The organism is Halalkalibacter alkalisediminis (genome assembly GCF_028610705.1).
Classification (GTDB): Bacteria; Bacillota; Bacilli; order Bacillales; family Bacillaceae_D; genus Halalkalibacter; species Halalkalibacter alkalisediminis.
Window position 1 is genome coordinate 285,288 of the sequence record NZ_JAQQWT010000001.1, and the last position, 24,886, is coordinate 310,173.

At 39.5% G+C, this 24,886-nt stretch carries 28 protein-coding genes; 26 read left to right on the forward strand and 2 right to left on the reverse strand.

Going from position 1 to position 24,886, the window contains the following annotated elements; all coding sequences use genetic code 11:
- Positions 1-318 precede the first annotated feature (318 nt).
- A complete protein-coding gene (gene spoVM, locus PQ474_RS01385; protein WP_017727263.1) occupies positions 319-399 on the forward strand; it encodes a stage V sporulation protein SpoVM in 81 nt (26 codons plus the stop codon).
- 72 nt (positions 400-471) lie between these two features.
- Here the strand turns inward: spoVM and rpmB are convergent, their stop codons facing one another.
- A complete protein-coding gene (gene rpmB, locus PQ474_RS01390; RefSeq protein WP_035662559.1) occupies positions 472-660 on the reverse strand; it encodes a 50S ribosomal protein L28 in 189 nt (62 codons plus the stop codon).
- 219 nt (positions 661-879) lie between these two features.
- On the opposite strand from rpmB, the gene PQ474_RS01395 reads away from it, so the two are divergent.
- The 12 genes from PQ474_RS01395 to rnc all read left to right on the forward strand — a co-directional run bounded on the left by PQ474_RS01395 (position 880) and on the right by rnc (position 12,292).
- Positions 880-1,242: an Asp23/Gls24 family envelope stress response protein gene (locus PQ474_RS01395; protein ID WP_273839858.1), complete on the forward strand. Its 363-nt coding sequence runs from the start codon at positions 880-882 to the stop codon at positions 1,240-1,242.
- 17 nt (positions 1,243-1,259) lie between these two features.
- A complete protein-coding gene (locus tag PQ474_RS01400) occupies positions 1,260-2,951 on the forward strand; it encodes a DAK2 domain-containing protein (protein ID WP_390292443.1) in 1,692 nt (563 codons plus the stop codon).
- A gap of 26 nt (positions 2,952-2,977) precedes the next feature.
- A complete protein-coding gene (locus tag PQ474_RS01405) occupies positions 2,978-3,832 on the forward strand; it encodes a DegV family protein (protein WP_273839860.1) in 855 nt (284 codons plus the stop codon).
- Between the two features lie 159 nt (positions 3,833-3,991).
- Complete coding sequence (gene sdaAB, locus PQ474_RS01410; protein ID WP_273839862.1) at positions 3,992-4,654, forward strand: L-serine ammonia-lyase, iron-sulfur-dependent subunit beta; 663 nt, start codon at positions 3,992-3,994, stop codon at positions 4,652-4,654.
- 14 nt (positions 4,655-4,668) lie between these two features.
- Positions 4,669-5,556 (forward strand): L-serine ammonia-lyase, iron-sulfur-dependent, subunit alpha, encoded by an 888-nt coding sequence (gene sdaAA / locus PQ474_RS01415; RefSeq protein ID WP_273839864.1) that lies wholly within the window; start codon positions 4,669-4,671, stop codon positions 5,554-5,556.
- Complete coding sequence (recG, locus tag PQ474_RS01420; protein ID WP_273839866.1) at positions 5,553-7,601, forward strand: ATP-dependent DNA helicase RecG; 2,049 nt, start codon at positions 5,553-5,555, stop codon at positions 7,599-7,601. Before sdaAA ends, recG begins: the two co-directional genes overlap by 4 nt.
- Before the next feature lie 89 nt (positions 7,602-7,690).
- Positions 7,691-8,272 (forward strand): transcription factor FapR, encoded by a 582-nt coding sequence (gene fapR, locus PQ474_RS01425; protein ID WP_273839867.1) that lies wholly within the window; start codon positions 7,691-7,693, stop codon positions 8,270-8,272.
- Complete coding sequence (plsX, locus tag PQ474_RS01430) at positions 8,269-9,264, forward strand: phosphate acyltransferase PlsX (RefSeq protein ID WP_273839869.1); 996 nt, start codon at positions 8,269-8,271, stop codon at positions 9,262-9,264. The genes fapR and plsX overlap by 4 nt, the downstream gene beginning before the upstream one ends.
- Positions 9,265-9,278: 14 nt before the next feature.
- Entirely contained in the window at positions 9,279-10,226 is a 948-nt protein-coding gene (gene fabD / locus PQ474_RS01435; protein WP_273839870.1) for an ACP S-malonyltransferase, read from the forward strand.
- Entirely contained in the window at positions 10,226-10,969 is a 744-nt protein-coding gene (gene fabG / locus PQ474_RS01440) for a 3-oxoacyl-[acyl-carrier-protein] reductase (RefSeq protein ID WP_273839873.1), read from the forward strand. The genes fabD and fabG overlap by 1 nt, the downstream gene beginning before the upstream one ends.
- 128 nt (positions 10,970-11,097) lie before the next feature.
- Positions 11,098-11,331 (forward strand): acyl carrier protein, encoded by a 234-nt coding sequence (gene acpP, locus PQ474_RS01445; protein WP_034629715.1) that lies wholly within the window; start codon positions 11,098-11,100, stop codon positions 11,329-11,331.
- Between the two features lie 238 nt (positions 11,332-11,569).
- The gene (rnc, locus tag PQ474_RS01450) at positions 11,570-12,292 is read left to right on the forward strand and encodes a ribonuclease III (RefSeq protein ID WP_337956302.1); all 723 of its coding nucleotides are present in this window, start codon (positions 11,570-11,572) and stop codon (positions 12,290-12,292) included.
- A 56-nt stretch (positions 12,293-12,348) separates the two neighbouring features.
- Here rnc and PQ474_RS01455 read toward each other — a convergent pair whose 3' ends face one another.
- Positions 12,349-12,570: a DUF1128 domain-containing protein gene (locus tag PQ474_RS01455; RefSeq protein ID WP_273839884.1), complete on the reverse strand. Its 222-nt coding sequence runs from the start codon at positions 12,568-12,570 to the stop codon at positions 12,349-12,351.
- Positions 12,571-12,699: 129 nt separating this feature from the next.
- Here PQ474_RS01455 and smc point away from each other — a divergent pair, with 129 nt between their 5' ends.
- The 13 genes from smc to PQ474_RS01520 all read left to right on the forward strand — a co-directional run bounded on the left by smc (position 12,700) and on the right by PQ474_RS01520 (position 24,885).
- Positions 12,700-16,278 (forward strand): chromosome segregation protein SMC, encoded by a 3,579-nt coding sequence (gene smc / locus PQ474_RS01460; RefSeq protein ID WP_273839887.1) that lies wholly within the window; start codon positions 12,700-12,702, stop codon positions 16,276-16,278.
- Positions 16,279-16,369: 91 nt separating this feature from the next.
- On the forward strand, positions 16,370-17,362 hold the full coding sequence (gene ftsY / locus PQ474_RS01465) for a signal recognition particle-docking protein FtsY (protein ID WP_273839890.1): 993 nt from the start codon (positions 16,370-16,372) through the stop codon (positions 17,360-17,362).
- Between the two features lie 97 nt (positions 17,363-17,459).
- Positions 17,460-17,789, forward strand: a complete 330-nt coding sequence (locus tag PQ474_RS01470; protein WP_273839892.1) for a putative DNA-binding protein — start codon at positions 17,460-17,462, stop codon at positions 17,787-17,789.
- 11 nt (positions 17,790-17,800) lie between these two features.
- The gene (ffh, locus tag PQ474_RS01475) at positions 17,801-19,159 is read left to right on the forward strand and encodes a signal recognition particle protein (RefSeq protein ID WP_273839895.1); all 1,359 of its coding nucleotides are present in this window, start codon (positions 17,801-17,803) and stop codon (positions 19,157-19,159) included.
- 87 nt (positions 19,160-19,246) lie between these two features.
- Positions 19,247-19,519 (forward strand): 30S ribosomal protein S16, encoded by a 273-nt coding sequence (gene rpsP, locus PQ474_RS01480; RefSeq protein WP_034629696.1) that lies wholly within the window; start codon positions 19,247-19,249, stop codon positions 19,517-19,519.
- A 177-nt stretch (positions 19,520-19,696) separates the two neighbouring features.
- Entirely contained in the window at positions 19,697-19,921 is a 225-nt protein-coding gene (locus tag PQ474_RS01485) for a KH domain-containing protein (RefSeq protein ID WP_273839902.1), read from the forward strand.
- Between the two features lie 189 nt (positions 19,922-20,110).
- A complete protein-coding gene (locus PQ474_RS01490; protein ID WP_273839904.1) occupies positions 20,111-20,530 on the forward strand; it encodes a YlqD family protein in 420 nt (139 codons plus the stop codon).
- On the forward strand, positions 20,514-21,035 hold the full coding sequence (gene rimM / locus PQ474_RS01495; protein ID WP_273839906.1) for a ribosome maturation factor RimM: 522 nt from the start codon (positions 20,514-20,516) through the stop codon (positions 21,033-21,035). The genes PQ474_RS01490 and rimM overlap by 17 nt, the downstream gene beginning before the upstream one ends.
- The gene (gene trmD / locus PQ474_RS01500) at positions 21,036-21,773 is read left to right on the forward strand and encodes a tRNA (guanosine(37)-N1)-methyltransferase TrmD (protein ID WP_273839907.1); all 738 of its coding nucleotides are present in this window, start codon (positions 21,036-21,038) and stop codon (positions 21,771-21,773) included.
- A 292-nt stretch (positions 21,774-22,065) separates the two neighbouring features.
- Positions 22,066-22,410, forward strand: a complete 345-nt coding sequence (rplS, locus tag PQ474_RS01505) for a 50S ribosomal protein L19 (protein WP_034629686.1) — start codon at positions 22,066-22,068, stop codon at positions 22,408-22,410.
- A gap of 127 nt (positions 22,411-22,537) precedes the next feature.
- Complete coding sequence (gene lepB / locus PQ474_RS01510; RefSeq protein ID WP_273839912.1) at positions 22,538-23,071, forward strand: signal peptidase I; 534 nt, start codon at positions 22,538-22,540, stop codon at positions 23,069-23,071.
- A 14-nt stretch (positions 23,072-23,085) separates the two neighbouring features.
- Positions 23,086-23,934, forward strand: coding sequence for a ribosome biogenesis GTPase YlqF (gene ylqF / locus PQ474_RS01515; RefSeq protein ID WP_273839915.1), 849 nt, complete (start codon positions 23,086-23,088; stop codon positions 23,932-23,934).
- Positions 23,935-24,111: 177 nt separating this feature from the next.
- Entirely contained in the window at positions 24,112-24,885 is a 774-nt protein-coding gene (locus PQ474_RS01520; RefSeq protein WP_390186146.1) for a ribonuclease HII, read from the forward strand.
- Position 24,886 lies beyond the last annotated feature (1 nt).

Sequence of the window (24,886 nt, forward strand, 5' to 3'; positions counted from 1 at the left end):
GCATGTTGTTTTTTTTATTAGCGATGAACATTCTTTTTAATTAGACATATATTGAGGTATAGGGCATAAGCATAATGATAGAGAGAAAAGGATAAGTTGCTCAATGTTCTAATTGATATGGCGAGCCTAAAAAAAACAGGAATAGTTTGTCGTATCTGCATATATTAATTTAAGAGCAATTATTTTTATCCTTATCATGATTCTTGTCTGAACAAATGGCTTGAAGGATAGGGGCGACTTCGCTTCACGTCCTATGGTCGTGAGTTAAGTTTCTTGAATAATATCCCCGTGGGCTATTCACGTTGAGGAGGAGGAGCTATGAAATTCTACACGATCAAGCTACCTAAATTTTTAGGTGGGTTTGTCAGAGCAGTATTGAACTCATTCAAAAAAGGGTAAACAAAAAAGCACCGTATAACGGTGCTTTTTTGTACAGTAATGAAAGCGGGAGCTTTCATTACTCAATCAACATTAAACGCGTTCCACTTTACCAGACTTAAGTGCGCGAGTAGAAACGTATACACGTTTTGGCTTACCGTCTACTAAAATACGTACCTTTTGTACGTTAGCACCCCAACGGCGCTTCGTTTTATTAAGTGCGTGAGAGCGCTTGTTTCCAGTACGAGCAGTTTTACCTGTAATATAACATTTACGTGCCATTATATGCACCTCCTTATTCCCAATACAGACCTTAAATCATACTTGAATATAGTAGCATAGCACTTGGTATAATGCAATAGCTTCGTAGAAACTTTATCAAGTAAAGTTGCTTGACAGCAATTGAAAGGGTGTTCTAATTCGAATACGCTTTTAAATTCAGCTATAGTATAGTAAAATGGCGTTAATGAATCAAGTTTTGTCTTCAGAGGAGGAATGGAAATGTCAATTGAAATGAAAACTCAATTAGGGACTGTAGATGTTTCAAAGGATGTTGTTGCGACAATTGCTGGGGGTGCAGCGATTGATTGTTATGGAATCGTCGGTATGGCATCGCAAAAGCAACTGAAAGATGGCCTTAGCGATTTGCTTGGAAAAGAGAATTTCCGACGTGGCGTAGTCATTCGAGAAGATGAAGAGCAAATTCATATTGATATGTACATAATTGTTAGTTACGGTACAAAAATTTCTGAGGTGGCTTACAATGTGCAAACAAAAGTTAAATATCAACTAGAACAAATGTTAGGGCTTGATGTTGATTCCGTGAACATCTTTGTTCAAGGTGTCCGCGTCACGAACCCGTAAGCGCTAGTTAGGAGGAAATGTTCGTGGCAAAACAAATTGAGGGTAAGAAGCTCGCTTACATGTTTATAGAGGGAGCTGCCAATTTATCAAAGCACGTTAAGGTGGTCGATGCATTAAATGTATTCCCTGTCCCCGACGGAGATACAGGAACGAATATGAATTTGTCGATTACTTCAGGTGTGAAAGAAGTAAAACAAAATATCAAAGACGATGCAAGCTTCGTAGCTGAAGCTTTCGCAAAAGGATTGTTGATGGGAGCTAGAGGAAACTCAGGTGTCATCCTTTCCCAATTATTTAGAGGGTTCTCTAAACAAGTGGAAGGAAAAAATGAAATTTCGGCTACGGATCTAGCGCAGGCTTTTGAACGCGGGGTAGAAACGGCTTATAAAGCTGTAATGAAGCCTGTTGAAGGAACCATTCTTACAGTTGCAAAAGACGCTGCGAAACATTCTCTAAAAACAGCGAAAAAACACGATGATGTTATTTATGTACTTGAAGAAACGTTGAGAGAAGCTAAGGCTTCCTTGAAACGTACTCCAGATCTATTACCTGTTTTAAAAGAAGTAGGTGTAGTAGATTCAGGTGGTCAAGGGCTTGTATACATTTATGAAGGGTTTCTTGCTGCCCTAAAAGGAGAAAAATTGCCTGATACGCTAGAATCAGATGAAATGACAATGGACAATCTCGTTAAGGTTGAACATCATAATGCTCAGAGTCATATGGCAACTGAGGATATTGAGTTTGGTTTTTGTACAGAGGTAATGGTTCGTATTCAAAAGGAAAAGGTGAGAAACAATCCTTATGATGAGGGCGCATTCAGACAAGAACTAAGTGAAATTGGTGACTCTCTTTTAGTGGTCTCAGACGAGGATTTGATTAAAGTACATATTCATGCTGAGCAACCAGGTGAAGTTCTAACAAAAGCACAACGCTTTGGAGAATTAATTAATATTAAGATAGAAAATATGCGTGAACAGCATACTCATCTCCTTGATGAGACGAAGGAAGCATATGGACAAGTAGACAATCAGGAACCTGCTGTTAAAGAAAAGAGCGAGTTCGGAATTGTAACGGTCGCAATGGGGGATGGAATTGCAAAGCTGTTTAAAGGTCTAGGTGCTGGTGTCGTGATTGAAGGTGGACAAACGATGAATCCAAGTACGGAAGACATTGTGAACGCAATAGAGGAAGTTCATGCAGAGAAAGTGATTATACTTCCAAATAACGGGAATATTATTATGGCAGCAGAACAGGCTGCACAAGTTGTTGGAGATAAAGCTGTTGTCGTTCCTTCTAAAACGGTTCCACAAGGTTTAGCTGCATTATTGTCGTTTAACCCAACTCAAGGACTTGACGTGAATGCAGGAATGATGAAAGATGCTTTGACTACAGTTCAGTCTGGGCAAGTAACCTTCGCAGTTCGTGATACGAATATTGATGGTATAGATATTAAGAAGAATGATTTTATGGGTATTTCTGAAAAGAAAATTGTCAGCTCTGGTGCCGAGATATTAGAAGTAACTAAATCACTTCTATCACAAATGCTTGATGAGGATAGCGAAATGGTAACACTCTTACAAGGGGAAGATGTTACGAATGAGCAAACAGAATTGCTTGTTTCATTCTTAGAACAAGAATATCCAGATGTTGAAGTGGATGTACAGTTAGGAAATCAGCCACTTTACTCGTATATTATTTCAGTTGAGTAAAGAGTCGAGTAAAAGGAGTGGTCTAATTGTCAAAAGTACAAATTGTAACAGACAGTACAGCTGATATCCCTGCCGAACTTGTTGAGCAATTAGGGATCACGGTTGTTCCTTTAAATGTTATTTTCTCAGACGATGAAATCTATGAAGATGGTGTAACGTTAACTTCAGATCAGTTTTATAAAAAAGTCGAGGAAACCAAAGTAATTCCTTCAACCTCACAACCGACTCCTTATCAATTCGAGGAAGTATACCGTTCATTATTGGGTAATGAGGACAATAAGGTTTTATCTATTCACTTATCTTCTAAGTTAAGTGGCACGTTTCAAGCAGCCACAATTGCTAAGCAATCAATAGGTGAAGAGAATGCTATTTATGTAGTTGATTCTAAACGAGCTTCTTACGCAATAGGCATTATGGTTGTCGAGATTGCTAAATTAGCTAAAGAAGGAAAGTCATTTGAAGAATGTAAAGCTAGGTTGGATGAATTACTTTCAACTACGACTGTGTTCTTCATGGTTGATACATTAGAATACCTTCAAAAGAATGGTCGTATAGGAAAAGCTTCAGCGATTTTTGGTTCCATGCTTAAAATTAAACCGATTTTATCTTTGTCTAAGGAAGGGGAGGTATTCCCTTTTGAGAAGCAAAGAGGGCAGAAGAAAGCATTGAATCGAATGATTGAGCTACTAATAGAACAATATGGATCAGAACCTGTGCATGTTGGGATTACACATGCAGTGAATGAAGCATTAGCGAATGAGATGATAAATCGTATTAAAGGTGAATTTGACGTTAAAAGTGACGTCGTTTCCTCTATTGGTGCGGTCATTGGAGCACATGTAGGACCGGGTACGATTTCTATTGCCATGACTAAAGCTTAAAAAAATGTGAGGGTGACTCAGTAAGAAAGTCTTAGACCTCTAGTGTGCGGTATAAAAAGTAAAAGCCCTGCTTTTTCTTCATTATATTGTTAGCTAGGATAAGTCCTGAGACTTATGAGTCACCCTCCTTTTTTACGAGATAAGATAGGAGGTTAGCTGATGAAGTATCGAACGATTTTTGATATTATCGGACCAGTTATGATTGGTCCATCAAGTTCACATACAGCTGGTGCTGCAAGAATTGGAAGAGTGTCAAGGACTCTTTTTGGTCAAAAACCTGAAATGGCGAATATTTATTTTTATGGTTCGTTTGCGAAGACGTATAAAGGACACGGAACTGATGTTGCGATTGTTGGGGGCATATTGGATTTTGATACGTCTGATATAAGGATTACAAAGTCGATCGAAATAGCTAAGCAAGAAGGGATTAAGACCTATTTTCATGAAGAAGAAGCCATAACCGATCACCCTAACACGGCTAAAATCGTTCTACAAAAAGGGAACGATCGACTCGAGCTAGTAGGTATTTCCATTGGCGGTGGGAAAATTGAAATCATTGAGTTAAATGGTTTTCAACTGCGGTTATCTGGTAATCACCCAGCTATCCTTGTTGTTCATAATGACCGTTATGGTGTGATTGCAGGTGTATCCAATATACTTGCAAAACATGAAATAAATATTGGCCATATGGAAGTGTCAAGGAAAGAAAGAGGAAAAGAGGCTTTAATGGTGATTGAAGTCGATCAAAATGTCGAGGGGCCTTTATTAACGGAGTTAGAGGCTTTAGCCAATATAACGAAAGTAACGAAAATTCATGATTAAGCGAGGTGGGTATGATGTTTAAAAACGTTGCTGAATTAATTGAACTAGCGGAAACAGAAGAGAAATCGATATCTCAAGTCATGATTGATCAAGAAATCGAGGTGACAGGGCGCTCTCGCGAGGAAATTGTTAATCAAATGATGAGAAACTTAAACGTAATGAAAGAGGCTGTCGAACGTGGGATCACGGAAAAAGTACGTTCTGTTTCTGGTTTAACTGGTGGAGATGCTGTTCTTTTACAAGAGTACATCAAGAAAGGACAATTCTTATCGAGTGAGACCGTTTTGGATGCCGTCAGTAAGGCGGTTGCAACCAATGAGGTGAATGCCGCCATGGGAACGATTTGTGCAACTCCAACTGCTGGATCTGCAGGAGTAGTACCAGGGGTCTTATTTGGGATTGCTAATAAGTTAAAACCAACAGACGAACAAATGGTTGATTATTTGTTTGTTGCTGGGGCTTTTGGTTTTGTCGTGGCTAATAATGCTTCTATTTCTGGAGCTGCTGGTGGGTGTCAAGCTGAGGTCGGTTCTGCAACGGGAATGGCAGCTGCCGCACTCGTTGAATTAGCAGGAGGGACACCTAGCCAATCTGCCGAAGCAATGGCTATTGCGTTGAAAAACATGCTAGGGCTTGTATGTGATCCTGTTGCAGGGTTGGTTGAAGTGCCTTGTGTAAAAAGAAATGCGATCGGTGCCTCGATTGCTATTGTAGCAGCTGATATGGCTCTTGCTGGTATTACAAGTCGAATTCCTTGTGATGAAGTCATCGATGCCATGTACAAGATTGGTCAAACCATGCCAGAAGCACTGAGAGAGACCGCTCAAGGAGGCTTAGCAGCGACACCAACAGGCCGTGAATTAGAAGCCAAAATATTTGGATTGTCGCTAGATAAAAAATGAATGAAACGATGAATCAACCAGTGACTGTGGTAACAGGCATAGGTGAAGAAACAGCTAAACTATTACAAGGTCTAAGAATTTTTTCGGTTGGTGATTTACTTGAGCACTTTCCATACCGCTACGAAGACTATCAACTAAAAGATTTACATGAAGTGAAACATGAAGAAAGAGTCACGGTTGTCGGTACGGTTCAAAGTGAGCCATCAGTTCGTTATTTTGGGAAGAAAAAAAATCGACTTTCTTTCAGATTGCTTGTAAACCAAATTCTCGTAACGGTTACTTTTTTTAATCGTGCATTCTTGAAAAATCAAATTAGTGTAGGAACAGAGTTAACGATTACGGGGAAGTGGGATCAACATAGAATGACGATTACAGGAAGTGAGTGTCGAAAAGGTCGAGAAGAGAGGGAGCAAACGATTGCTCCCATTTATTCAGTGTCTGGTAAATTAACTACTAAATCGATGCGTAAGTATATTTACCAGGCGATGAATCAATACGGTTACGACATTCCAGATCTTATTCCAGACGAGTTGCTTAAATCCTACAAACTACCAACTAAAAAAGAGGCACTCTCAAGACTCCACTTTCCACCTAATGCAGAATCTATGAAACATGCTAGGAGAAGAATGGTGTATGAAGAATTTCTTCTTTTTCAGTTGAAAATGCAGGCGTTTAGAAAAGCGAATCGAGACCGAACAAATGGACGAGCGTTAGACATTCCTGAAAGTGAAATTAAAACTTTCATCAATCAGCTTCCTTTTCCCTTAACGGGCGCCCAACAACGAGTGGTGAATGAAGTTATACAAGATATCAGTTCCCCTTATCGGATGAATAGACTTTTGCAAGGGGATGTAGGATCAGGGAAAACAATCGTGGCAGCGATTTGTATGTATGCAGTGATACAAGCAGGGTATCAAGCTGCGTTGATGGTTCCAACGGAAATTTTAGCTGAACAACATGTTCAATCACTCAAAGAAATATTTGAACCTTTAGGGATAAGAGTTGAGTTGCTTTCCGGTTCTGTAAAAGGAAAAAAGCGTGCGGAGAAGTTAACGGCACTAGAAAACGGGGAACTTGGATTAGTGGTGGGGACACAAGCTCTCATTCAAGAGGATGTTCGGTTTCAAAAGTTAGGACTTGTTATAACAGATGAACAACATCGGTTTGGTGTTGAACAACGCCGAGTGTTACGGGATAAAGGAGAGAATCCAGACGTTCTTTTCATGACGGCTACACCTATCCCAAGAACGTTAGCAATCTCTGTTTTTGGTGATATGGATGTATCTATTATTGATGAGATGCCCGCAGGAAGAAAAAAAATTGAAACCTATTGGGCAAAGCCTGATATGCTAGAACGCGTTCTTGATTTTATTCAGAAAGAATTACAAAAGGGACGTCAAGCTTATGTAATATGCCCGTTAATTGAGGAGTCTGAGAAGCTAGATGTTCAAAATGCAATTGATGTTCACATGATTCTAAATCAGCACTACAAAGGTCAGTGGAATGTGGGTCTCATGCACGGTCGTCTTCATGCAACTGAAAAAGATGCAGTCATGGATGCGTTTAGTAAAAATGAGACACAGATATTAGTATCAACAACGGTTGTTGAGGTCGGTGTAAATGTTCCCAATGCAACAGTGATGGTTATTTACGATGCTGAACGTTTTGGCTTAGCGCAACTTCACCAATTAAGGGGAAGGGTAGGACGAGGACAAGAACAATCATATTGCATTTTATTAGCCGACCCTAAGTCTGAAGTTGGAAAAGAACGAATGAGAATCATGACTGAAACAAATGATGGATTTGTCCTTTCAGAAAGAGACTTAGAGCTAAGGGGACCAGGTGACTTCTTTGGAGCGAAGCAAAGTGGTTTACCTGATTTCAAAGTAGCTGATGTCGTTCATGATTATCGGGCACTAGAAGTAGCAAGACGGGATGCTGTGAAATTAATTAACTCAAATGACTTTTGGACAAAGAAAGAATATAGAGGTCTAAGAAATTATATTGAAGTCCATGGTGTATTAAATGGTCAAAAAATTGATTAACTGTTGAAATCAGCGTGAAGCAATTATATACTACTCTTAGTACCTAGTCATATAATCTGATGAAGAGGATAAGCGGACGGTGGAATGGAATGAAGCGAAAAAAGAAAGAACGACAAGATCTTCTTAAACAAACACTAGAGTTAAATCCTTTTATGACAGATGAGGCTTTAGCTGATCAATTTTCTGTAAGCATTCAAACAATTCGTCTTGATCGATTAGAGTTAGCTATACCGGAGTTAAGAGAACGGATTAAAGGGGTCGCTCAGCAGCAACTCGATGATGTAAAAGCATTATCTCTAGAAGAAGTGATTGGGGAGATTGTGGACCTTCAATTAGATGAACGAGCTATATCCATTTTAGATGTCGGTAACGAACATGTCTTTACAAGGAGCGGAATAGCAAGGGGCCATCATTTATTTGCGCAGGCTAATTCACTAGCGGTTGCTATTATAAATGATGAACTAGCTTTAACAGCAAAGGCTATGATCCGATTTACAAGACAAGTACAAGCTGGTGAACGTGTTATTGCCAAGGCGAATGTTGTCGATATTGAAAAAGAAAGAACAACGGTTGACGTTAAAAGTTATGTTGAGCAGGAGCTTGTTTTTTCCGGAGAATTTATCATGTATCGAACGAATGAGAGAGAGAAAAAAAGGAGAGACACTGAATGAATATCTCAATAGATGCGATGGGGGGAGAACGTGCTCCACAAGCTCATGTTGAAGCTGCCGAGCAAGCAATTCAAGCTTTTCCTGAGTTACATATTACCCTCGTTGGAAATGAAGAAGAAATAAATAAATATCTTAAAAATGATAAGCAAATCAATATCTTACATACGACTGAAAAAATAGAAGATACAGATCAACCTACAACGGCGGTTCGCCGTAAAAAAGATTCTTCAATGGTTCTTTCTGTTCGAGAAGTGAAAGAAGGACGTGCCGATGCTTGTATCTCTGCAGGCAATACAGGTGCGTTAATGACCGCAGGGTTATTATATGTTGGGCGAATAAAAGGAATCGATCGCCCTGCACTTGCTCCTATGCTTCCAACTCTTGATGGAAAAGGGTTTCTGTTATTGGATGTGGGAGCAAATATGGATGCAAAACCTGAGCACCTTTTGCAATACGCTATTATTGGTAATACCTATATGGAAATGGTGAAAAAAGTTCGCAAGCCGCGTGTCGCACTTTTGAATGTTGGAACGGAAAATGGAAAAGGTAGTGAATTAACAAAAGCTGCGTTTCCATTACTTCAGTCAAGTGATATTCACTTTATTGGCAACGTTGAGGCTCGCGATTTATTATCTGGTGTAGCGGATGTTGTCGTTTGTGATGGTTTTTCTGGTAATCTTGTCTTAAAATCGATTGAAGGAACAGCAGGAACTTTATTTTCTTTGTTGAAGAAGGAATTGACGAGTTCTTTCGTGAACAAGTTGGCCGCGAGTGTTTTAAAGTCAGGCTTCAAAGGAATTAAAGACCAGATGAGTTATTCACAATATGGTGGAGCGGGATTGTTTGGTTTAAAGGCACCAGTCATAAAAGCGCATGGATCTTCTGATGCAACAGCTATTTTTCATGCAATTCGTCAGACTCGTGATATGGTGGAACAACAGGTTGTTACAATTATTAAGAATGAAGTAGCTAAAACGGAAGACAAAGAATAGAGGAGGATTTACATATGGGGAAGATTGCCTTTCTATTTCCAGGCCAAGGATCACAAACAGTGGGTATGGGACAAGATTTAGTTGAACAAGAACAAATATGTAAAACATTTTTTAAAAGAGCGGATGAGACACTTGAGTATTCCTTGTCCTCCATTATGCTTCAAGGCCCTGAAGAAACGTTAAAACGAACTGAGCATACGCAACCTGCTTTAGTGACTATGAGTACAGCTGTTTTAGAGCTTTTTAAAGAAGAAGGAATCCGACCTGATTATGTCGCTGGTCATAGCTTAGGTGAGTACAGCGCACTCGTGGCAGCAGAAGCGATGTCATTTGAGGATGCAGTGTTAGCAGTTAGGAATCGTGGCTTGTTTATGGAAGAGGCTGTTCCGTTTGGCGAAGGAGCAATGGCAGCTGTTCTTGGTCTTGAGAGAGAGACGCTTGAAGAGGTATGTGCAAGTGTTAGCGATTCTAATGAAACAGCGGAACTTGCAAATTTAAACTGTCCTGGTCAAATTGTCATTTCGGGCTCTGCAAAAGGAGTCGAGTTAGCTAGTGATAAGGCCAAGGAGGCTGGGGCTAAGAGGGTGATTCCGTTGCAAGTGAGTGGACCTTTTCATTCTAGTTTAATGAAACCCGCAGCTGATAAATTAGATAAGGTATTAGATCAATTGACGATTATGGATGCGAAAATACCTGTGATCGCAAACGTTTCGGCAGAAGCGGTACAAGAGGCCACAACCATTCGTTCTAATTTAATTAAACAAGTTTATTCACCTGTTCTTTGGGAAGATACAATTAGAACGCTTCTTGAATCTGGAGTAGATACCTTTGTAGAGGTTGGCTCAGGTAACGTATTAACAGGACTTGTTCGTAAAGTAGACAGACGGGCAAAAGTAGTTGCAGTAAGCAACCGTGAAGGGGTTCTAAAAGTAAAAGAGTTAGTAGAAGGAGTGACCGAATAATGTTACAAGGAAAAGTAGCCATCGTTACAGGTGCATCACGTGGAATCGGAAGAGCAACGGCAATTGAACTCGCACGAAATGGAGCTATTGTCGTCGTAAATTACGCGGGTAGCCAGGAAAGAGCAGAACAGGTTGTTGCTGAAATTAAAGCATTGGGTGTAGATGGTCTTGCCATCCAAGCAGATGTAGCCAATAGTGAACAAGTACAAGCTATGGTAAAAGAAACAATCGAAGCATTTGGACGAGTTGACATTCTTGTTAATAATGCAGGAATTACGAAAGATAACTTGATTATGAGAATGAAAGAAGATGAGTGGGATGCAGTTATTAACACGAACTTAAAAGGTGTGTTTAATTGCGGAAAAGCTGTAACACGTCAAATGATGAAACAGCGTTACGGTCGCATCATCAACGTAGCCTCTGTGGTAGGGGTATTAGGAAATGCAGGCCAAGCTAATTATGTGGCCGCAAAAGCAGGTGTAATTGGTTTAACGAAAACAATGGCTAGGGAGCTTGCGAATCGAAACATTCATGTGAATGCAGTTGCACCAGGTTTTATTGAAACAGATATGACTGATGAACTGGGAGAAGATATGAAGGCACAGCTATTAGGACAGATTCCATTAGCTTCTTTAGGTAAGCCTGAAAACATAGCCAATGTGATTCGCTTTTTAGCTAGCGCGGATGCTGATTACATGACGGGTCAGACACTTCATGTAGATGGTGGCATGGTCATGCCATAAAAAATAATACATGTAGAAAATGTTTGCTTGACAGAAGGGGTTAATCATCGGTAAACTTTTCCTAGCCTTCGTCCAATTATTAACTAAGAATGGACTTAATGTTTATTCTTGAGAGGGGGTGAATGAACATGGCAGATACATTATCACGTGTTACTAAAATCGTCGTTGATCGTCTTGGGGTTGAAGAGGCTGAAGTGAAACTAGAAGCTTCTTTTAAAGATGATTTAGGCGCAGATTCATTAGATGTGGTTGAGCTTGTAATGGAACTTGAAGATGAGTTTGATCTTGAAATTTCTGATGAAGAAGCAGAAAAAATCTCAACTGTAGCTGATGTAGTTGATTACATAAACAGCCGTCAGTAAGGTATGAAAAGTCCCATGTGGTTATTCCATATGGGACTTGCTTTAAAAAATGAATAAACCACACTACACTATTGTATTTAAGGGTTGTTGGGAAGAAGTCTGTATAAAACTATTTTTCACCACCTTAACACATTAGTTGCTAATTATGATGTTGGAGGATGCTATGCCACAATCTTCGAAATACCAACGGAAATCTAGACCCCATCACGGAAATGATCGGAGACGGGGAAACAGAAAAATGATTCTTACCGAAGAACAAAAAAGAAAATTTGATGAGTTGATGGAACAAACGAAGTTGACTTTTGAAAACAGAAAGCTCCTAATCCAAGCTTTCACCCATTCATCATATGTGAATGAGCACCGAATTTATTCTTTTCAAGATAATGAACGTTTAGAATTTTTAGGAGATGCTGTCCTTGAGTTAGCTGTATCACAGTTCTTATTCAAGAAATTCAAGGCGATGAGCGAAGGAGATATGACAAAACTACGAGCATCGATTGTTTGTGAGCCTTCATTAGCTCAATTTGCTGAGGAACTGAGCTTTGGTAACATCGTATTACTTGGAAAAGGAGAAGAGATGACTGGTGGCCGCGCGAGACCTGCTTTATTAGCAGATGTGTTTGAAGCGTTTATCGGTGCTTTGTATCTTGATCAAGGGCTTGATGCGGTGTTTCAATTTCTAAGTGATACAATCTACCCGAAAATTAACGAAGGTGCTTTTTCTCATATGATGGATTTCAAAAGTCAGCTTCAAGAGTTTATTCAACGTGATAATCTTGGACAAATACAATATATCATTGTCCAGGAACGAGGGCCTGCTCATAACCGTGAGTTTGTCTCTGAAGTACAACTGAATGAGTCTGCTCTTGGTATAGGAACCGGAAGATCTAAGAAGGAAGCTGAGCAGCATGCTGCCCAACAAGCTTTAATGAAATTAAGTGAACAAGAAAAATTAAAATAAAAAAATGTCCTCTCCGAGAATAGAGAGGACATTTTTTTATCGTCGGCTTGAACGAATTATTTGCGTAACTTTCCTAGTTCTGTAACAATTGCGTCGAGTTCACTTACTGAAAAGGAGGACTTACGCTCAATCATTTCATAAATGTCGCGTAAATCTTCATATTGATCAGTATCAAAGCTTTTGGCATTAAGAGCTCCAGCGTTGACAATTTGTAACTTAGCTTTAATGGCTTCAAGCATGTATTCAATATTATCGCGAGTATTGGTTTCAAGATTCATAATTTCACTCCTAAATATCTAGATATGTTCATCGTATCATAGTGTTGCCCATTTGTCCTCATTCCCTGTAATTAAGGAAGGTCTTATGGTAAAATAATTTAGTTGTTAATAATGATAGGGGGAAGGAATATGTTCCTCAAGCGACTAGAAGTCGTAGGGTTCAAATCTTTTGCTGAACAAATCAATATTGATTTTGTTCCAGGTGTTACAGCGGTTGTTGGACCAAACGGAAGTGGAAAAAGTAATATTTCAGATAGTATTCGCTGGGTGTTAGGAGAACAATCAGCAAAATCACTGCGAGGCTCAAAAATGGAAGATATTATCTTCGCGGGCAGTGATAGCAGAAAAGCATTGAACTATGCGGAAGTTAGTTTGATATTAGATAATGAAGATCAGCATCTTTCCATTGACTATAGTGAGGTAAGTGTAACAAGAAGAGTATACCGCTCTGGTGAGAGCGAATATATGATCAATAAACAAACCTGCCGATTAAAAGACATTGTTGACCTATTTTTGGATTCTGGTCTTGGGAGAGAAGCTTACTCCATTATAGGACAAGGAAAAGTGGAGGAGATCTTAAGTAATAAAGCAGAAGATCGTCGAGTTATTTTTGAAGAAGCTGCCGGTGTTTTAAAATATAAAAATAGAAAAGTACAAGCAGAAAAACGCTTAACGGAAACTCAAGAAAACTTAAATCGGGTTGAAGATATTTTACATGAACTTGAAGGCCAGGTGGAACCTCTTGAAATTCAAGCTTCAATTGCAAAAGACTATCTACATAAACGTGACGAATTAAAAGAAGTCGACATTGCTTTACTTGTTTATGAAATAGATGAGTTACATGAGACATGGACGAGGCAAAAAGAAAAGCTTCAAACACTTATGGGTTCATATCAAGAAAGGCAAAAAGCACTTGAGGAAATGGAAAAACAAAGGGTGCTGTTGCGTGATAAAACGAATCAGCTTTCTAGTCAGTTCACTAATTTACAAGAAGAACTTTTACACGCCAGTGAAGATTTAGAAAAAAAAGAAGGTAAACGGGAAGTTTTAAAAGAACGCAAAAAAAATGCAACTCAAAACAAAGAACAACTAGAACGTTCGATAAAGGATAAGTCCACTCAACTTGAGAAGATTCAACGAGAGTGGCAAGTGGGACAAGCTGATTTTAAGTTAGCGAGAGAAAGACTGAAAGAGCTTGAAGAGGCTGTCTTATCCAAACAAAAAATTGTTGAGAGATCAGATACGGATGTTGAGGAAGAAATTGATCAGTTAAAAACCGATTATATTGAAGGGTTAAATGAACAAGCGAGTATCCGCAATGAGAGACGCTATCTTGAAGAACAGTTGCGTCAGCAGGAATGGAAACAAGGGCGTCTTTTAACAGAAAATAAGGACTTACTTGGGAATCGTGAGGAGTTAACCAAGGAGTTAGAGCAGGCTAAAGCAGAAGTGGTGAAACACGAGTCGTCACTCACAGAAGTGGGAGACAAATACCGGACTCGCACTAAACAGTTTGAGCAGCTTAAAGAACGTTATCATAAAAAAGAGTCACAGCTTTATGAAACGTATCAAATGACGCAACGTTTGCAGTCGAGAGCAGATGTATTAGAGGAAATGCAGGCGGATTTCTCAGGATTCTTTCATGGTGTTAAAGAAGTTTTAAAAGCTCGTGAAGGGAAATTATCGGGTGTACAAGGAGCTGTAGCTGAATTAATTCAAGTTCCTAAAGAATATGAGACGGCACTTGAAATCGCCTTAGGTGGTGCTTCTCAGCATATTGTAATGGAATCTGAATCAGATGCTCGTAAAGCGATTCAATTTCTGAAGCAAAGTCGAATTGGTCGTGCAACATTTCTTCCTTTACCAGTAATGAAGCCAAAGGTCATTCCAAATTTTCAGTTTGAGCAGCTTAAAAGTCATTCGGCCTTTGTCGGGATTGCGGCATCACTTCTTTCGTTCGAAAAGAAGTATGAAAATATAATCTTTAACCTACTAGGGAATGTAGTTGTGGCCAACACACTTCAGGGAGCGAATGAACTAGCTAAATTATCAGGTCACCGTTATCGCATTGTGACACTTGAGGGAGATGTAGTTAATCCCGGAGGGTCTATGACCGGAGGGTCTGTTAAACAAAAGCAAACCCCTTTACTTGGGCGTAAGCGTGAACTCGATGACTTGAAAGAAAAGCTTGCGAAGCTTTCAAAAGTAACTAGACAACTTGAAGAAGAGGTTAAGCAACTTAAACAGAAGAGAGCCGAAGAAGAACAAATTATAGAAGAACTTAGATTACAAGGCGAACGTCACCGTTTATTGGTGCAAGAGGCAAAAGAGAAAGCGCGAGACCTTGAGCGTGAGGTAGAGAGATCTCAAGAGCAATTCTCTAGATTTGACCGAGATAAGCAAGCTTTTATCGGTGAAATTACGCGAATCCAAGAACGGTTAGTTGAGTTAGAAGAAAGGTACCATGTTGCTACTAAAGAAGCGAACGATTTGGAACAACGAGTGAAGCTTTTAGAAGAGCAGCGACTAGAACAGCGTAAATCACGTGATCATCTCCAAGAAGAGTTAATGAGCGATAAGATAGATCTAGCAGCAGCTAAAGAAAGGTACCTAGCGGTTGAAGGTCAAGCAAAAAGACTATCGTTAATGAAACAGCAACTCGAAGAAGAGTTGAGTGAATTAAAAGATCACTTTGACTTACTAGTTGGGGAAATGTTTGACCGCTCAGATGGTGAAAGTAGTTTAGATGAGCGAATTAAGTTAGCTAGACAAAAGAAGGATGAATTAGCTGACGAAATCTCGAACATGAAGAACGAACGTTCGCAGGTTGACCACTCTTATGCAGAGCTAGAGCATAAGCTGAAGGAGCAACAAGCAGAACACCAGTATTTAGCTGAAGAATGTCGTAAAATCGAAGTAAAAGTAAATCGAATGGACGTTGATCTAGATAATCGTCTGACACATTTGCAAGAAGAATATGAACTTTCGTTTCAAGCGGCTAAGGAAATGCATCAGTTAACCATGGACCCAGAAGAAGCGAGAAGAAAGGTGAAATTGATCAAGTTAGCGATTGAAGAACTAGGGACAGTGAACATTGGCGCAATCGAAGAATTTGAGCGAGTGAAAGAAAGATTTGATTTCTTAAATGAACAGCAAACAGATCTTCAATTAGCTAAATCTACCTTACATGCTGTTATTTCTGAGATGGATGAGGAAATGACAAAGCGTTTTTACGATTCCTATCAACAAATTAGAGACCATTTTCAAACGGTCTTCAGCGATTTGTTTGGTGGAGGTCAAGCAGACCTTGTCTTAACAGAGCCTGAAAACCTGCTACTTACAGGTGTTGAAATTATTGCTAGACCTCCAGGGAAAAAGATGCAGAACCTTGCTTTACTCTCTGGCGGAGAGCGATCTCTGACTGCCATCGCTTTACTTTTTGCTATATTAAAAGTAAGACCTGTTCCGTTTTGTGTTCTTGATGAAGTGGAAGCGGCTCTTGATGAAGCCAACGTAAGTCGATTCGCTCATTTTTTAAAGGATTTCAGTGAGGCTACTCAATTTATCGTTATTACGCACAGAAAAGGAACGATGGAAGAAGCTGACGTTCTTTATGGTATCACCATGCAGGAGTCAGGTGTTTCTAGGCTCGTATCGGTTAAATTAGAGGAAACAAAGGAATTATTAGACATAGTTCCCAAAAGTTAATCTGGCCCTAAAAACAATACTAAAGCAATTTCTGATGGAACAGTTATTGGAAAATGGTGAACAATAATATTTAGAAAGTTAGGTGGATCTGATGAGTTTTTTTAAGAAATTAAAAGAGAAAATCACAAGTCAAACAACAGAAGTGTCTGACAAGTTTAAAGTAGGATTGGAAAAAACACGTGATTCTTTTGTTGGGAAAATGAATGAACTGGTTTACAAGTATCGTAAAGTGGATGAGGACTTCTTTGAAGAGTTAGAAGAGTTGTTAATTAGCTCCGATGTTGGTGTGGCTACCGTTATGGAGTTAATCGACCAATTAAAAGATGAAGTTCGTATCAGAAATATTAAAGACACAAAAGAAATTCAACCGGTTATTTCTGAAAAGCTAGCTGAGCTACTTGAAAAAGATGGAGACGACACAGAGCTTCGTCTGCAGGAAAATGGTATGACCGTTATTTTAGTTGTTGGAGTAAACGGGGTAGGGAAAACAACTTCGATTGGAAAGTTGGCTCATCATCTGAAGGAGCAAGGGAAAACCGTAATGATGGCTGCTGGAGACACATTCCGAGCAGGGGCAATTGAGCAGTTAGAAGTTTGGGGAGACCGTGTTGGAGTTGAAGTCATTAAGCAACAAGCTGGCTCAGACCCAGCAGCTGTCATGTATGACGCTCTTCAAGCTGCTAAGTCACGTAATATAGATGTTTTGTTGTGTGATACAGCCGGTCGACTTCAAAATAAAGTTAACTTAATGAATGAGCTTGAGAAGGTTAAACGTGTGATTGAACGTGAAGTTCCAGGAGCGCCACATGAAGTGCTATTAGTCCTTGATGCAACAACAGGTCAAAATGCGATGTCACAGGCCAAAACGTTTGGACAATCAACAGACGTATCTGGAATCGTGTTAACGAAGCTTGATGGAACAGCTAAGGGTGGAATCGTTCTTGCGATTCGTCATGAGTTAGATATTCCTGTTAAGTTTGTCGGCCTTGGTGAACAAATGGATGACCTTCAAGTGTTCGATTCGGAACAATTTGTCTATGGGCTTTTCCGTGAACTGGTTGAAGCTGAAGTGGAAGAACAGTAATTTAAAAACGATGTTAAGAAAAAAACTTGACACTTAACTGTTGATGTTGTAACATGATATCTCGTAAAGGGAAATCACTTAACAAGGAGTTGATTGTGTGTTAGATAAGACGTTAAGGATGAATTATTTATTTGATTTCTATCAGTCCTTGCTAACACAGAAGCAGCGCAAATATATGTCATTATATTATCTTGATGATTTCTCGTTAGGTGAAATTGCTGAAGAATTTGAAGTTAGTCGCCAAGCTGTCTATGATAACATTAAGCGTACAGAAGCAATGTTAGAAGACTATGAAGAGAAGTTAACGCTTCTGTTGAAATTCGAAAAACGGACGGAACTTGTTGCTCAAATGAAATTAGCAATGGAGAATAACGCGACTCCTGAGGAGATTATGTCACTGATTGACTCTCTTGAGAAATTGGACTAGGAGGCGACAACATGGCTTTTGAAGGTTTAGCGGAACGATTGCAAGGCACATTAACAAAAATTCGTGGTAAAGGAAAGGTAAGCGAACAAGACGTTAAGGATATGATGCGTGAAGTTCGACTTGCATTACTTGAAGCGGATGTTAACTTTAAAGTTGTCAAACAATTTGTTGCAAGTGTGAAAGAAAAGGCACTTGGGCAGGAAGTGATGAAAAGCTTAACGCCAGGACAACAAGTTATAAAAGTAGTTAATGAAGAGTTAACTGCTTTAATGGGAGGCGAGCAAAGTAAAATTGCTGTTGCATCCAAAGCACCTACAGTCGTCATGATGGTAGGGTTGCAAGGGGCAGGTAAAACAACGACAACGGCTAAGCTTGCGAACCATCTTAGAAAGAAACATAATCGTATGCCGCTTTTAGTAGCTGCTGATATTTATCGCCCAGCTGCAATTAAGCAGTTAGAAACTCTTGGGAAGCAATTGAATATGCCCGTTTTCTCACTTGGCGATCAAGTTAGTCCAGTTGAGATTGCAAAACAAGCGATTGCGAAGGCGAAAGAAGATCATCATGATTATGTATTGATTGATACAGCAGGTCGATTGCATATTGACGAAACCTTAATGGGGGAATTACAAGAAGTGAAAGAAGTCGCTAAGCCCGATGAAATTTTACTTGTTGTTGATGCGATGACCGGTCAAGATGCTGTTAATGTTGCTGAAAGTTTTAATGAACAACTAGATGTAACAGGGGTTGTTTTGACGAAGCTTGATGGTGATACGCGTGGTGGTGCGGCTATTTCAGTTAAAGCTGTTACAAACACACCCATTAAATTCGCGGGTATGGGAGAAAAAATCGACCAACTCGAACCGTTCCACCCAGACCGAATGGCGTCTAGAATCCTCGGAATGGGCGATGTGCTCTCTCTAATTGAAAAAGCTCAATCCAATGTGGATGAAGAAAAAGCTCGTGAACTAGAGAAGAAAATGCGAACAATGGATTTTACGTTCGATGATTTCCTAGAACAGCTTGACCAAGTCCGGAACATGGGGCCGTTAGATGAGCTGCTTGGAATGATGCCAGGCTTTAATAAAGCAAAAGGCATGAAAGATTTGCAAGTTGATGACAAGCAAATCAGTAAAGTTGAGGCAATCGTGCGCTCAATGACAAAAAAGGAAAAGCAAGATCCTAGTCTGATGAATGCAAGCAGACGTCGTCGAATTGCAAAGGGAAGTGGAACAACGATACAAGATGTCAATCGACTCTTAAAGCAATTTGAGGATATGAAAAAGATGATGAAACAAATGACTAGCATGACCTCTGGTAAAGGTAAGAAAAGAGGCAAGGGTCTTGGAGGCTTTAAGCTTCCATTTTAAATGAGAAGTCGTTTTTTCTAGTTGATAATTAGAAAAATTGATGATAATATAATCTATTGTGTAAATATTTTTGGAGGTGTCCCACGAATGGCAGTAAAAATTCGTTTAAAGCGTATGGGTTCTAAGAAAGCCCCATTTTATCGTGTAGTAGTAGCAGATTCACGCGCACCGCGTGATGGTCGTTTCATCGAAGAGATTGGAACGTACAACCCATTAACTCAACCAGCTAAGGTTGATATTGCTGAAGAGAAAGCTCTTGACTGGATGTTAAAAGGTGCAAAGCCTTCTGATACAGTTCGTAACCTTTTCTCTAAAGAAGGTCTAATGGAAAAGCTTCACAACGCAAAGAACCAAAAGTAAGAGATTTTTTATAAAAAAGTCAATCTTTACTTTTTTGTGAATAATCTAAGCGATGAGCGGAGCCGCTGCAAGGTCTTAAAGTCATATCGGAAGTGGTTTTCTCCGATATGACGCGCTAGCTGAGTGGAGCCATCGCCCTCTCTTTTTATTAAGACGATTTTAAAAGGAGAATTCCAAATGAAAGCGTTAGTTGAACACATTGTTAAGGCACTTGTTGACCACACAGACTACGTACAAGTTGAAGAAGTAGAAGAGGGAAAAACCCTTAACTTACGATTAACTGTTCATCCTGATGATATGGGTAAGGTCATAGGGAAGCAAGGTCGAACCGCAAAAGCAATACGTTCGGTTTTATATGCCGCGGCGCCATCGCAGCGAGTTCGATTAGACATCGTGGATTAGTAACGCAGAAAAGGGTGAGGGATAACCTCTCCCTTTTTGTATTTTCTAGGTTGATCAAAAAGACTCCTCTCTTTTTGGTCAACTTAGAAACAAAAGTGGAAGTACTGAAGTTTCTAAGTGAAGAAGTCGGCAATCATGTCTAAGACGTTTTATCTTTGAACAACCTAGTAATAGTAGACGAGGTGAATGATGAGGCTAATACGACCTGTTTTGGTAAAACATATTGTAACTGATAAAAAGAAAATTCAAATCATTCAGCAATTTAAAGAAGACATAGCTCAAACGAAACGTGAAATAGAACAATTATCGTTTCAATTACATAAGGCATTACGTAAGAACAAGGAATCTGATCAAAGTAAGATCCATGCTAGGTATAATAGTAATATTCGATCTCGCGAGGATAAATTAAAAAACATCTCGTTTCAAATAGAGCAATTGGACAAACTTGAAGAGGGAATGGAGATTCAAGAAGGAACAGTCGATAGCATCATTGATGTAAGTATTGGAGATCGTTGGCCCGGTTCCAATCAAGTAGCTGAAATTATCATAAAAGATGGAATCATACAAGAAATACGAGAAAGTAGGAATGAAGATGACAGATTGGTTTAAAGTTGGAAAAATTGTAAATACCCATGGAGTAAGAGGGGAAATTCGTGTTATCTCTTCAACTGATTTTGCAGAAGAACGATACGCAATTGGTACCGAATTAATGATCAAACATGAAGGATCAAAAGAAGAAATCCTTGTAGTGGTTCGTCATCACCGCAAACATAAAAACTTTGATTTGCTTCAATTTGAAAATTACCATTCCATTAATGAAGTCGAGCGCTTTAAAGGGGCAACTCTTTACGTATCAGAGGAACAACTAGAGGAATTAGAAGAAGGCGAATTTTACTATCATGAGATTATTGGTTGTAAGGTGATAACGGAATCAGGAGAAGAACTAGGGAAAATTAAGGAAATTATTGAAACCGGAGCAAATGATGTGTGGGTTATTCAACGCACGGGAGCAGGAAAAGATATTTTAATTCCATATATAGAAGATGTAGTAAAGGAAATTGATATTGAGGAGAAGGTTATCCATATTCACGTCATGGAAGGATTGATTGATTGAATGAGGATTGATGTCTTGTCACTTTTTCCAGAGATGTTCACAGGTGTTTTTGGTTCTTCGATTTTGAAGCACGCTAAGGAAGCAGGGCATGTTACATTTGAAGTAATCGATTTTCGTCAGTACGCAGATAATAAGCATAAAAAAGTGGATGACTATCCATATGGTGGAGGGGCTGGGATGGTGCTGCGCGCGCAGCCCATTTTTGATGCGGTTGAAGACTTGAAGAAAAAGAGTCATAAACAACCACGCGTCGTCATGCTTTGTCCTCAAGGAGAAAGGTACACACAAAGTAAGGCAGAAGAGTTTGCAAGGGAAGACCATCTGGTATTACTTTGTGGCCATTATGAGGGCTATGACGAGCGTGTAAGGCAGTTTCTAGTAACGGATGAAGTGTCACTTGGTGATTATGTCTTAACAGGTGGAGAACTCGGAGCAATGGTGATTGCAGATAGTGTGACGCGGTTACTACCGGGAGTACTGGGGAATGAAGAATCAGCAGTTACGGACTCTTACTCAACGGGTTTATTAGAGCATCCTCATTACACAAGACCTGCTGAGTTTCGCGGGATGACTGTGCCAGATATCCTTTTGTCCGGTCATCACGCTAATATAGAAGAGTGGAGACAGAAAGAATCACTTAAAAGAACATGGGAGCGACGTCCTGACTTACTTAAAGAAAAAAACTTAAGTGAAAAGGAACAGCGCTGGATGGAGGACTTTGAAAAAGAAACTAGGTAAAGGGCCATTCTCTCTAAGATTAAGAAAGTGGGTCCAAGAGCTTGCAGTGGCTTGGGACGATACGAGCCTGCGGTAAGAAACCAGCTCAGGCAGGCTTAAAAGAAGGCACTTGGCTATACTCATTGCATTGGACTTTCTTTAAAAAAAGGTGAAGAGCATCCTTTTTAAAGAAAGTACTTGTTTTCATTGCTAGAATATGCTATTATAGTTTTTGTGGCTTAAGGCCTGTTATTACGATGTTCCGCTGTAGTTTAAGCTGACATGAGCATCTGTATGGAAGGAGTGGAATTATATGAACAACATTATCCGTGAAATTACTAGTGAGCAACTACGTAGTGATCTTCCAGCGTTTCGCCCTGGTGACACTTTAGTTATCCACGTTAAAGTTGTTGAGGGAACTCGTGAGCGTATTCAGTTATTCGAAGGCGTTGTTATCAAGCGTCGTGGTACTGGTATTAGCGAGACTTTCACAGCTCGTAAGATTTCGTACGGTGTAGGAGTTGAACGTACATTCCCATTACATTCACCTAAGATCGCTAAGATCGAAGTGAAGCGTCGCGGTAAAGTACGTCGTGCTAAACTTTACTACCTACGTAGCCTACGTGGTAAAAAAGCTCGTATTAAAGAAATTCGATAAAGAGCAAAGAAAAGAGCTTAGGAGACTAAGCTCTTTTTTTCTTCAGCTTAGATAGAAAATGGTGAGCTTTTATAGGGAATATGATAAACTTATCCTTGTGATTGTTACATAGATGGAGGGCGCTAGCATGAGTAAGGGGAAGAAAGAATCGTGGGAGTGGCTGAAAGCGGTCGTTATAGCACTTGTCCTTGCATTTGTTATTCGCCATTTTTTGTTTGCTCCAGTTATTGTTGACGGAGAGTCAATGATGCCAACACTTGAACATAATGACAGGATGATTGTGAACAAAATCAGCTACACATTCGGTGAACCAGATCGATTTGATATTATTGTTTTTCATGCACCAGCAGGAAAAGATTACATTAAGCGTGTAATAGGCTTACCAGGTGATATAATTGAATACCGTGATGATATTTTATATGTAAACGGTGAGGCTATACTTGAGCCTTATTTAGATGAGTTAAAGCAGGCTTACAATGGAGACCGGTTAACAAGAGATTTTCAAGAAGTAATAGTCCCTGAAGGTGAATTATTTGTACTCGGTGATAACCGTGGGAGAAGCAAAGATAGTCGAGATATTGGTACGGTTGATATTGATGAAGTAATTGGGAAAGCTAATGTCGTATTCTGGCCTATCTCAAATATTCGTATTGCAAATTAGGAAGGTGGTAGGTTTTGACAATTCAATGGTTTCCTGGCCATATGGCGAAGGCTCGCCGAGAAGTTACAGAAAAGCTAAAGTTTATCGATGTCGTCATTGAACTTCTAGATGCACGTATTCCGTTAGCTTCACGTAATCCAATGATTGATGAATTAGTCTCGCATAAGCCAAGATTGATCTTACTTAATAAAGCTGATTTAGCAGATCCAACTGTAACAGCTAGTTGGAAGTCGTATTTTGAAGCGAAGGGAGCAACGGTGCTTTCCATTAACGCTCAAAATGGCAAAGGAACAGAAAAAATTCCAAATGCTTGTAAACATCTAGCTAAACCTATAATTGAAAAAATGATCTCTAGAGGAATGAAACCAAGAGCCATTCGTGCGATGATTTTAGGTATTCCAAATGTCGGAAAGTCGACTTTGATTAACCGATTAGCGTCAAAACGTACAGCGCAGGTAGGAGATCGTCCAGGGGTGACCAAAAGGCAACAGTGGATTAAAGTCGGAACTGAATTAGAGCTCCTTGATACTCCGGGGATATTGTGGCCTAAGTTTGAAGATCAAATTATTGGTTACCGTCTTGCTGCTACTGGTGCCATTAAAGATGAACTTCTTGATTTTCAAGATATCGCATTGTTCTTATTGAACTACCTAAAAGACCATTATCCGAGTCTAATTCAAGAACGTTATAAGCTAGAAAGCGTGCCTGAAGACGGACTTGAGCTTTTTGATGAAATTGGTAAAAAGCGTGGTTGTCTTCTTGGTGGTGGCTATGTCGACTATGATAAAGCCGCAGAGATAATATTGCGAGAAATGCGTTCAGGTACGCTAGGACGAATCTCGTTAGAACGCCCAAGTGAATAAACCGGTGAAAGAGCCAGTGTGCTTTTTCACCTTTTTTTATATATAAATTATCTAATAAGTAACAGTCGATTCCAAATACTAATGGGGCACTAAGAGAAATCTGCGGTTTATAACATTTATATAAATACGACTTATACAAAAAAGAGAAAAAGCCGATATATTTAATAAGGAGTTGAGATTATGAGCCTCTCGATTAAAGAGTTAGAAGAGAAACTTTTACATACAGAAGAATTAGATGAAACGCTATTTGTATCGTTAAAAAGTGATAAGAGAAAAGGTGTTCAGAAACTGGTAAAGCGATATGAGGCTATTCAGTTGAAAATGAAGTCGTTGGAAGATATGCATGAAGAAATGACACAGTATGAAGTGAACATAAGACTTCAAGGATATACACATATAGCAGGTATTGATGAAGTAGGTCGAGGTCCACTTGCGGGTCCTGTCGTCGCTGCGGCCGTTATCTTACCTGAGAATTTTAAATTACTTGGCTTAACAGATTCAAAAAAGCTCTCGAAAGAAAAAAGAGAACAGTTCGCAGAGGTTATAAAAAAACAAGCTGTTGCTTATTCGATACAAATGGTCCATGCCGAGGAGATTGATCAAATCAATATCTATGAATCTACTAAACTAGCAATGAAACGGGCTGTTCAGAATTTAGAAATGGTAGCAGACCATCTATTAATTGATGCGATGAAGCTCGAATTGCCCTTGCCTCAAACTTCACTTATTAAAGGAGATCAAAAGAGTTTAACGATTGCAGCAAGTTCAGTATTGGCTAAAGTGGCAAGAGATCAATATATGGCAGATAAAGATATGGAATTTCCTGGCTATGGGTTTAAGCAACATGTTGGCTACGGCACGAAAGAACATTTAGAGGCTGTTTTGAAGCTAGGAATTACGAAAGAGCATCGTAAAAGTTTTCGCCCCATTAAAGACTTTATCATGGATTAAG

Bases quoted from the DNA above. Each gene is read 5' to 3' on its own strand.
- PQ474_RS01485 (WP_273839902.1), top strand. From the start codon at position 19,697: ATGAAAGCGTTAGTTGAACACATTGTTAAGGCACTTGTTGACCACACA.
- spoVM (WP_017727263.1), top strand. From the start codon at position 319: ATGAAATTCTACACGATCAAGCTACCTAAATTTTTAGGTGGGTTTGTC.
- rpsP (WP_034629696.1), top strand. From the start codon at position 19,247: ATGGCAGTAAAAATTCGTTTAAAGCGTATGGGTTCTAAGAAAGCCCCA.
- ftsY (WP_273839890.1), top strand. From the start codon at position 16,370: ATGAGTTTTTTTAAGAAATTAAAAGAGAAAATCACAAGTCAAACAACA.
- rnc (WP_337956302.1), top strand. From the start codon at position 11,570: ATGATTCTTACCGAAGAACAAAAAAGAAAATTTGATGAGTTGATGGAA.
- trmD (WP_273839907.1), top strand. From the start codon at position 21,036: ATGAGGATTGATGTCTTGTCACTTTTTCCAGAGATGTTCACAGGTGTT.
- PQ474_RS01395 (WP_273839858.1), top strand. From the start codon at position 880: ATGTCAATTGAAATGAAAACTCAATTAGGGACTGTAGATGTTTCAAAG.
- recG (WP_273839866.1), top strand. From the start codon at position 5,553: ATGAATGAAACGATGAATCAACCAGTGACTGTGGTAACAGGCATAGGT.
- plsX (WP_273839869.1), top strand. From the start codon at position 8,269: ATGAATATCTCAATAGATGCGATGGGGGGAGAACGTGCTCCACAAGCT.
- PQ474_RS01400 (WP_390292443.1), top strand. From the start codon at position 1,260: ATGTTCGTGGCAAAACAAATTGAGGGTAAGAAGCTCGCTTACATGTTT.
- sdaAA (WP_273839864.1), top strand. From the start codon at position 4,669: ATGTTTAAAAACGTTGCTGAATTAATTGAACTAGCGGAAACAGAAGAG.
- ffh (WP_273839895.1), top strand. From the start codon at position 17,801: ATGGCTTTTGAAGGTTTAGCGGAACGATTGCAAGGCACATTAACAAAA.
- fabD (WP_273839870.1), top strand. From the start codon at position 9,279: ATGGGGAAGATTGCCTTTCTATTTCCAGGCCAAGGATCACAAACAGTG.
- fabG (WP_273839873.1), top strand. From the start codon at position 10,226: ATGTTACAAGGAAAAGTAGCCATCGTTACAGGTGCATCACGTGGAATC.
- rpmB (WP_035662559.1), bottom strand. From the start codon at position 660: ATGGCACGTAAATGTTATATTACAGGTAAAACTGCTCGTACTGGAAAC.
- acpP (WP_034629715.1), top strand. From the start codon at position 11,098: ATGGCAGATACATTATCACGTGTTACTAAAATCGTCGTTGATCGTCTT.
- smc (WP_273839887.1), top strand. From the start codon at position 12,700: ATGTTCCTCAAGCGACTAGAAGTCGTAGGGTTCAAATCTTTTGCTGAA.
- PQ474_RS01490 (WP_273839904.1), top strand. From the start codon at position 20,111: ATGAGGCTAATACGACCTGTTTTGGTAAAACATATTGTAACTGATAAA.
- sdaAB (WP_273839862.1), top strand. From the start codon at position 3,992: ATGAAGTATCGAACGATTTTTGATATTATCGGACCAGTTATGATTGGT.
- fapR (WP_273839867.1), top strand. From the start codon at position 7,691: ATGAAGCGAAAAAAGAAAGAACGACAAGATCTTCTTAAACAAACACTA.
- rimM (WP_273839906.1), top strand. From the start codon at position 20,514: ATGACAGATTGGTTTAAAGTTGGAAAAATTGTAAATACCCATGGAGTA.
- PQ474_RS01455 (WP_273839884.1), bottom strand. From the start codon at position 12,570: ATGAATCTTGAAACCAATACTCGCGATAATATTGAATACATGCTTGAA.
- lepB (WP_273839912.1), top strand. From the start codon at position 22,538: ATGAGTAAGGGGAAGAAAGAATCGTGGGAGTGGCTGAAAGCGGTCGTT.
- rplS (WP_034629686.1), top strand. From the start codon at position 22,066: ATGAACAACATTATCCGTGAAATTACTAGTGAGCAACTACGTAGTGAT.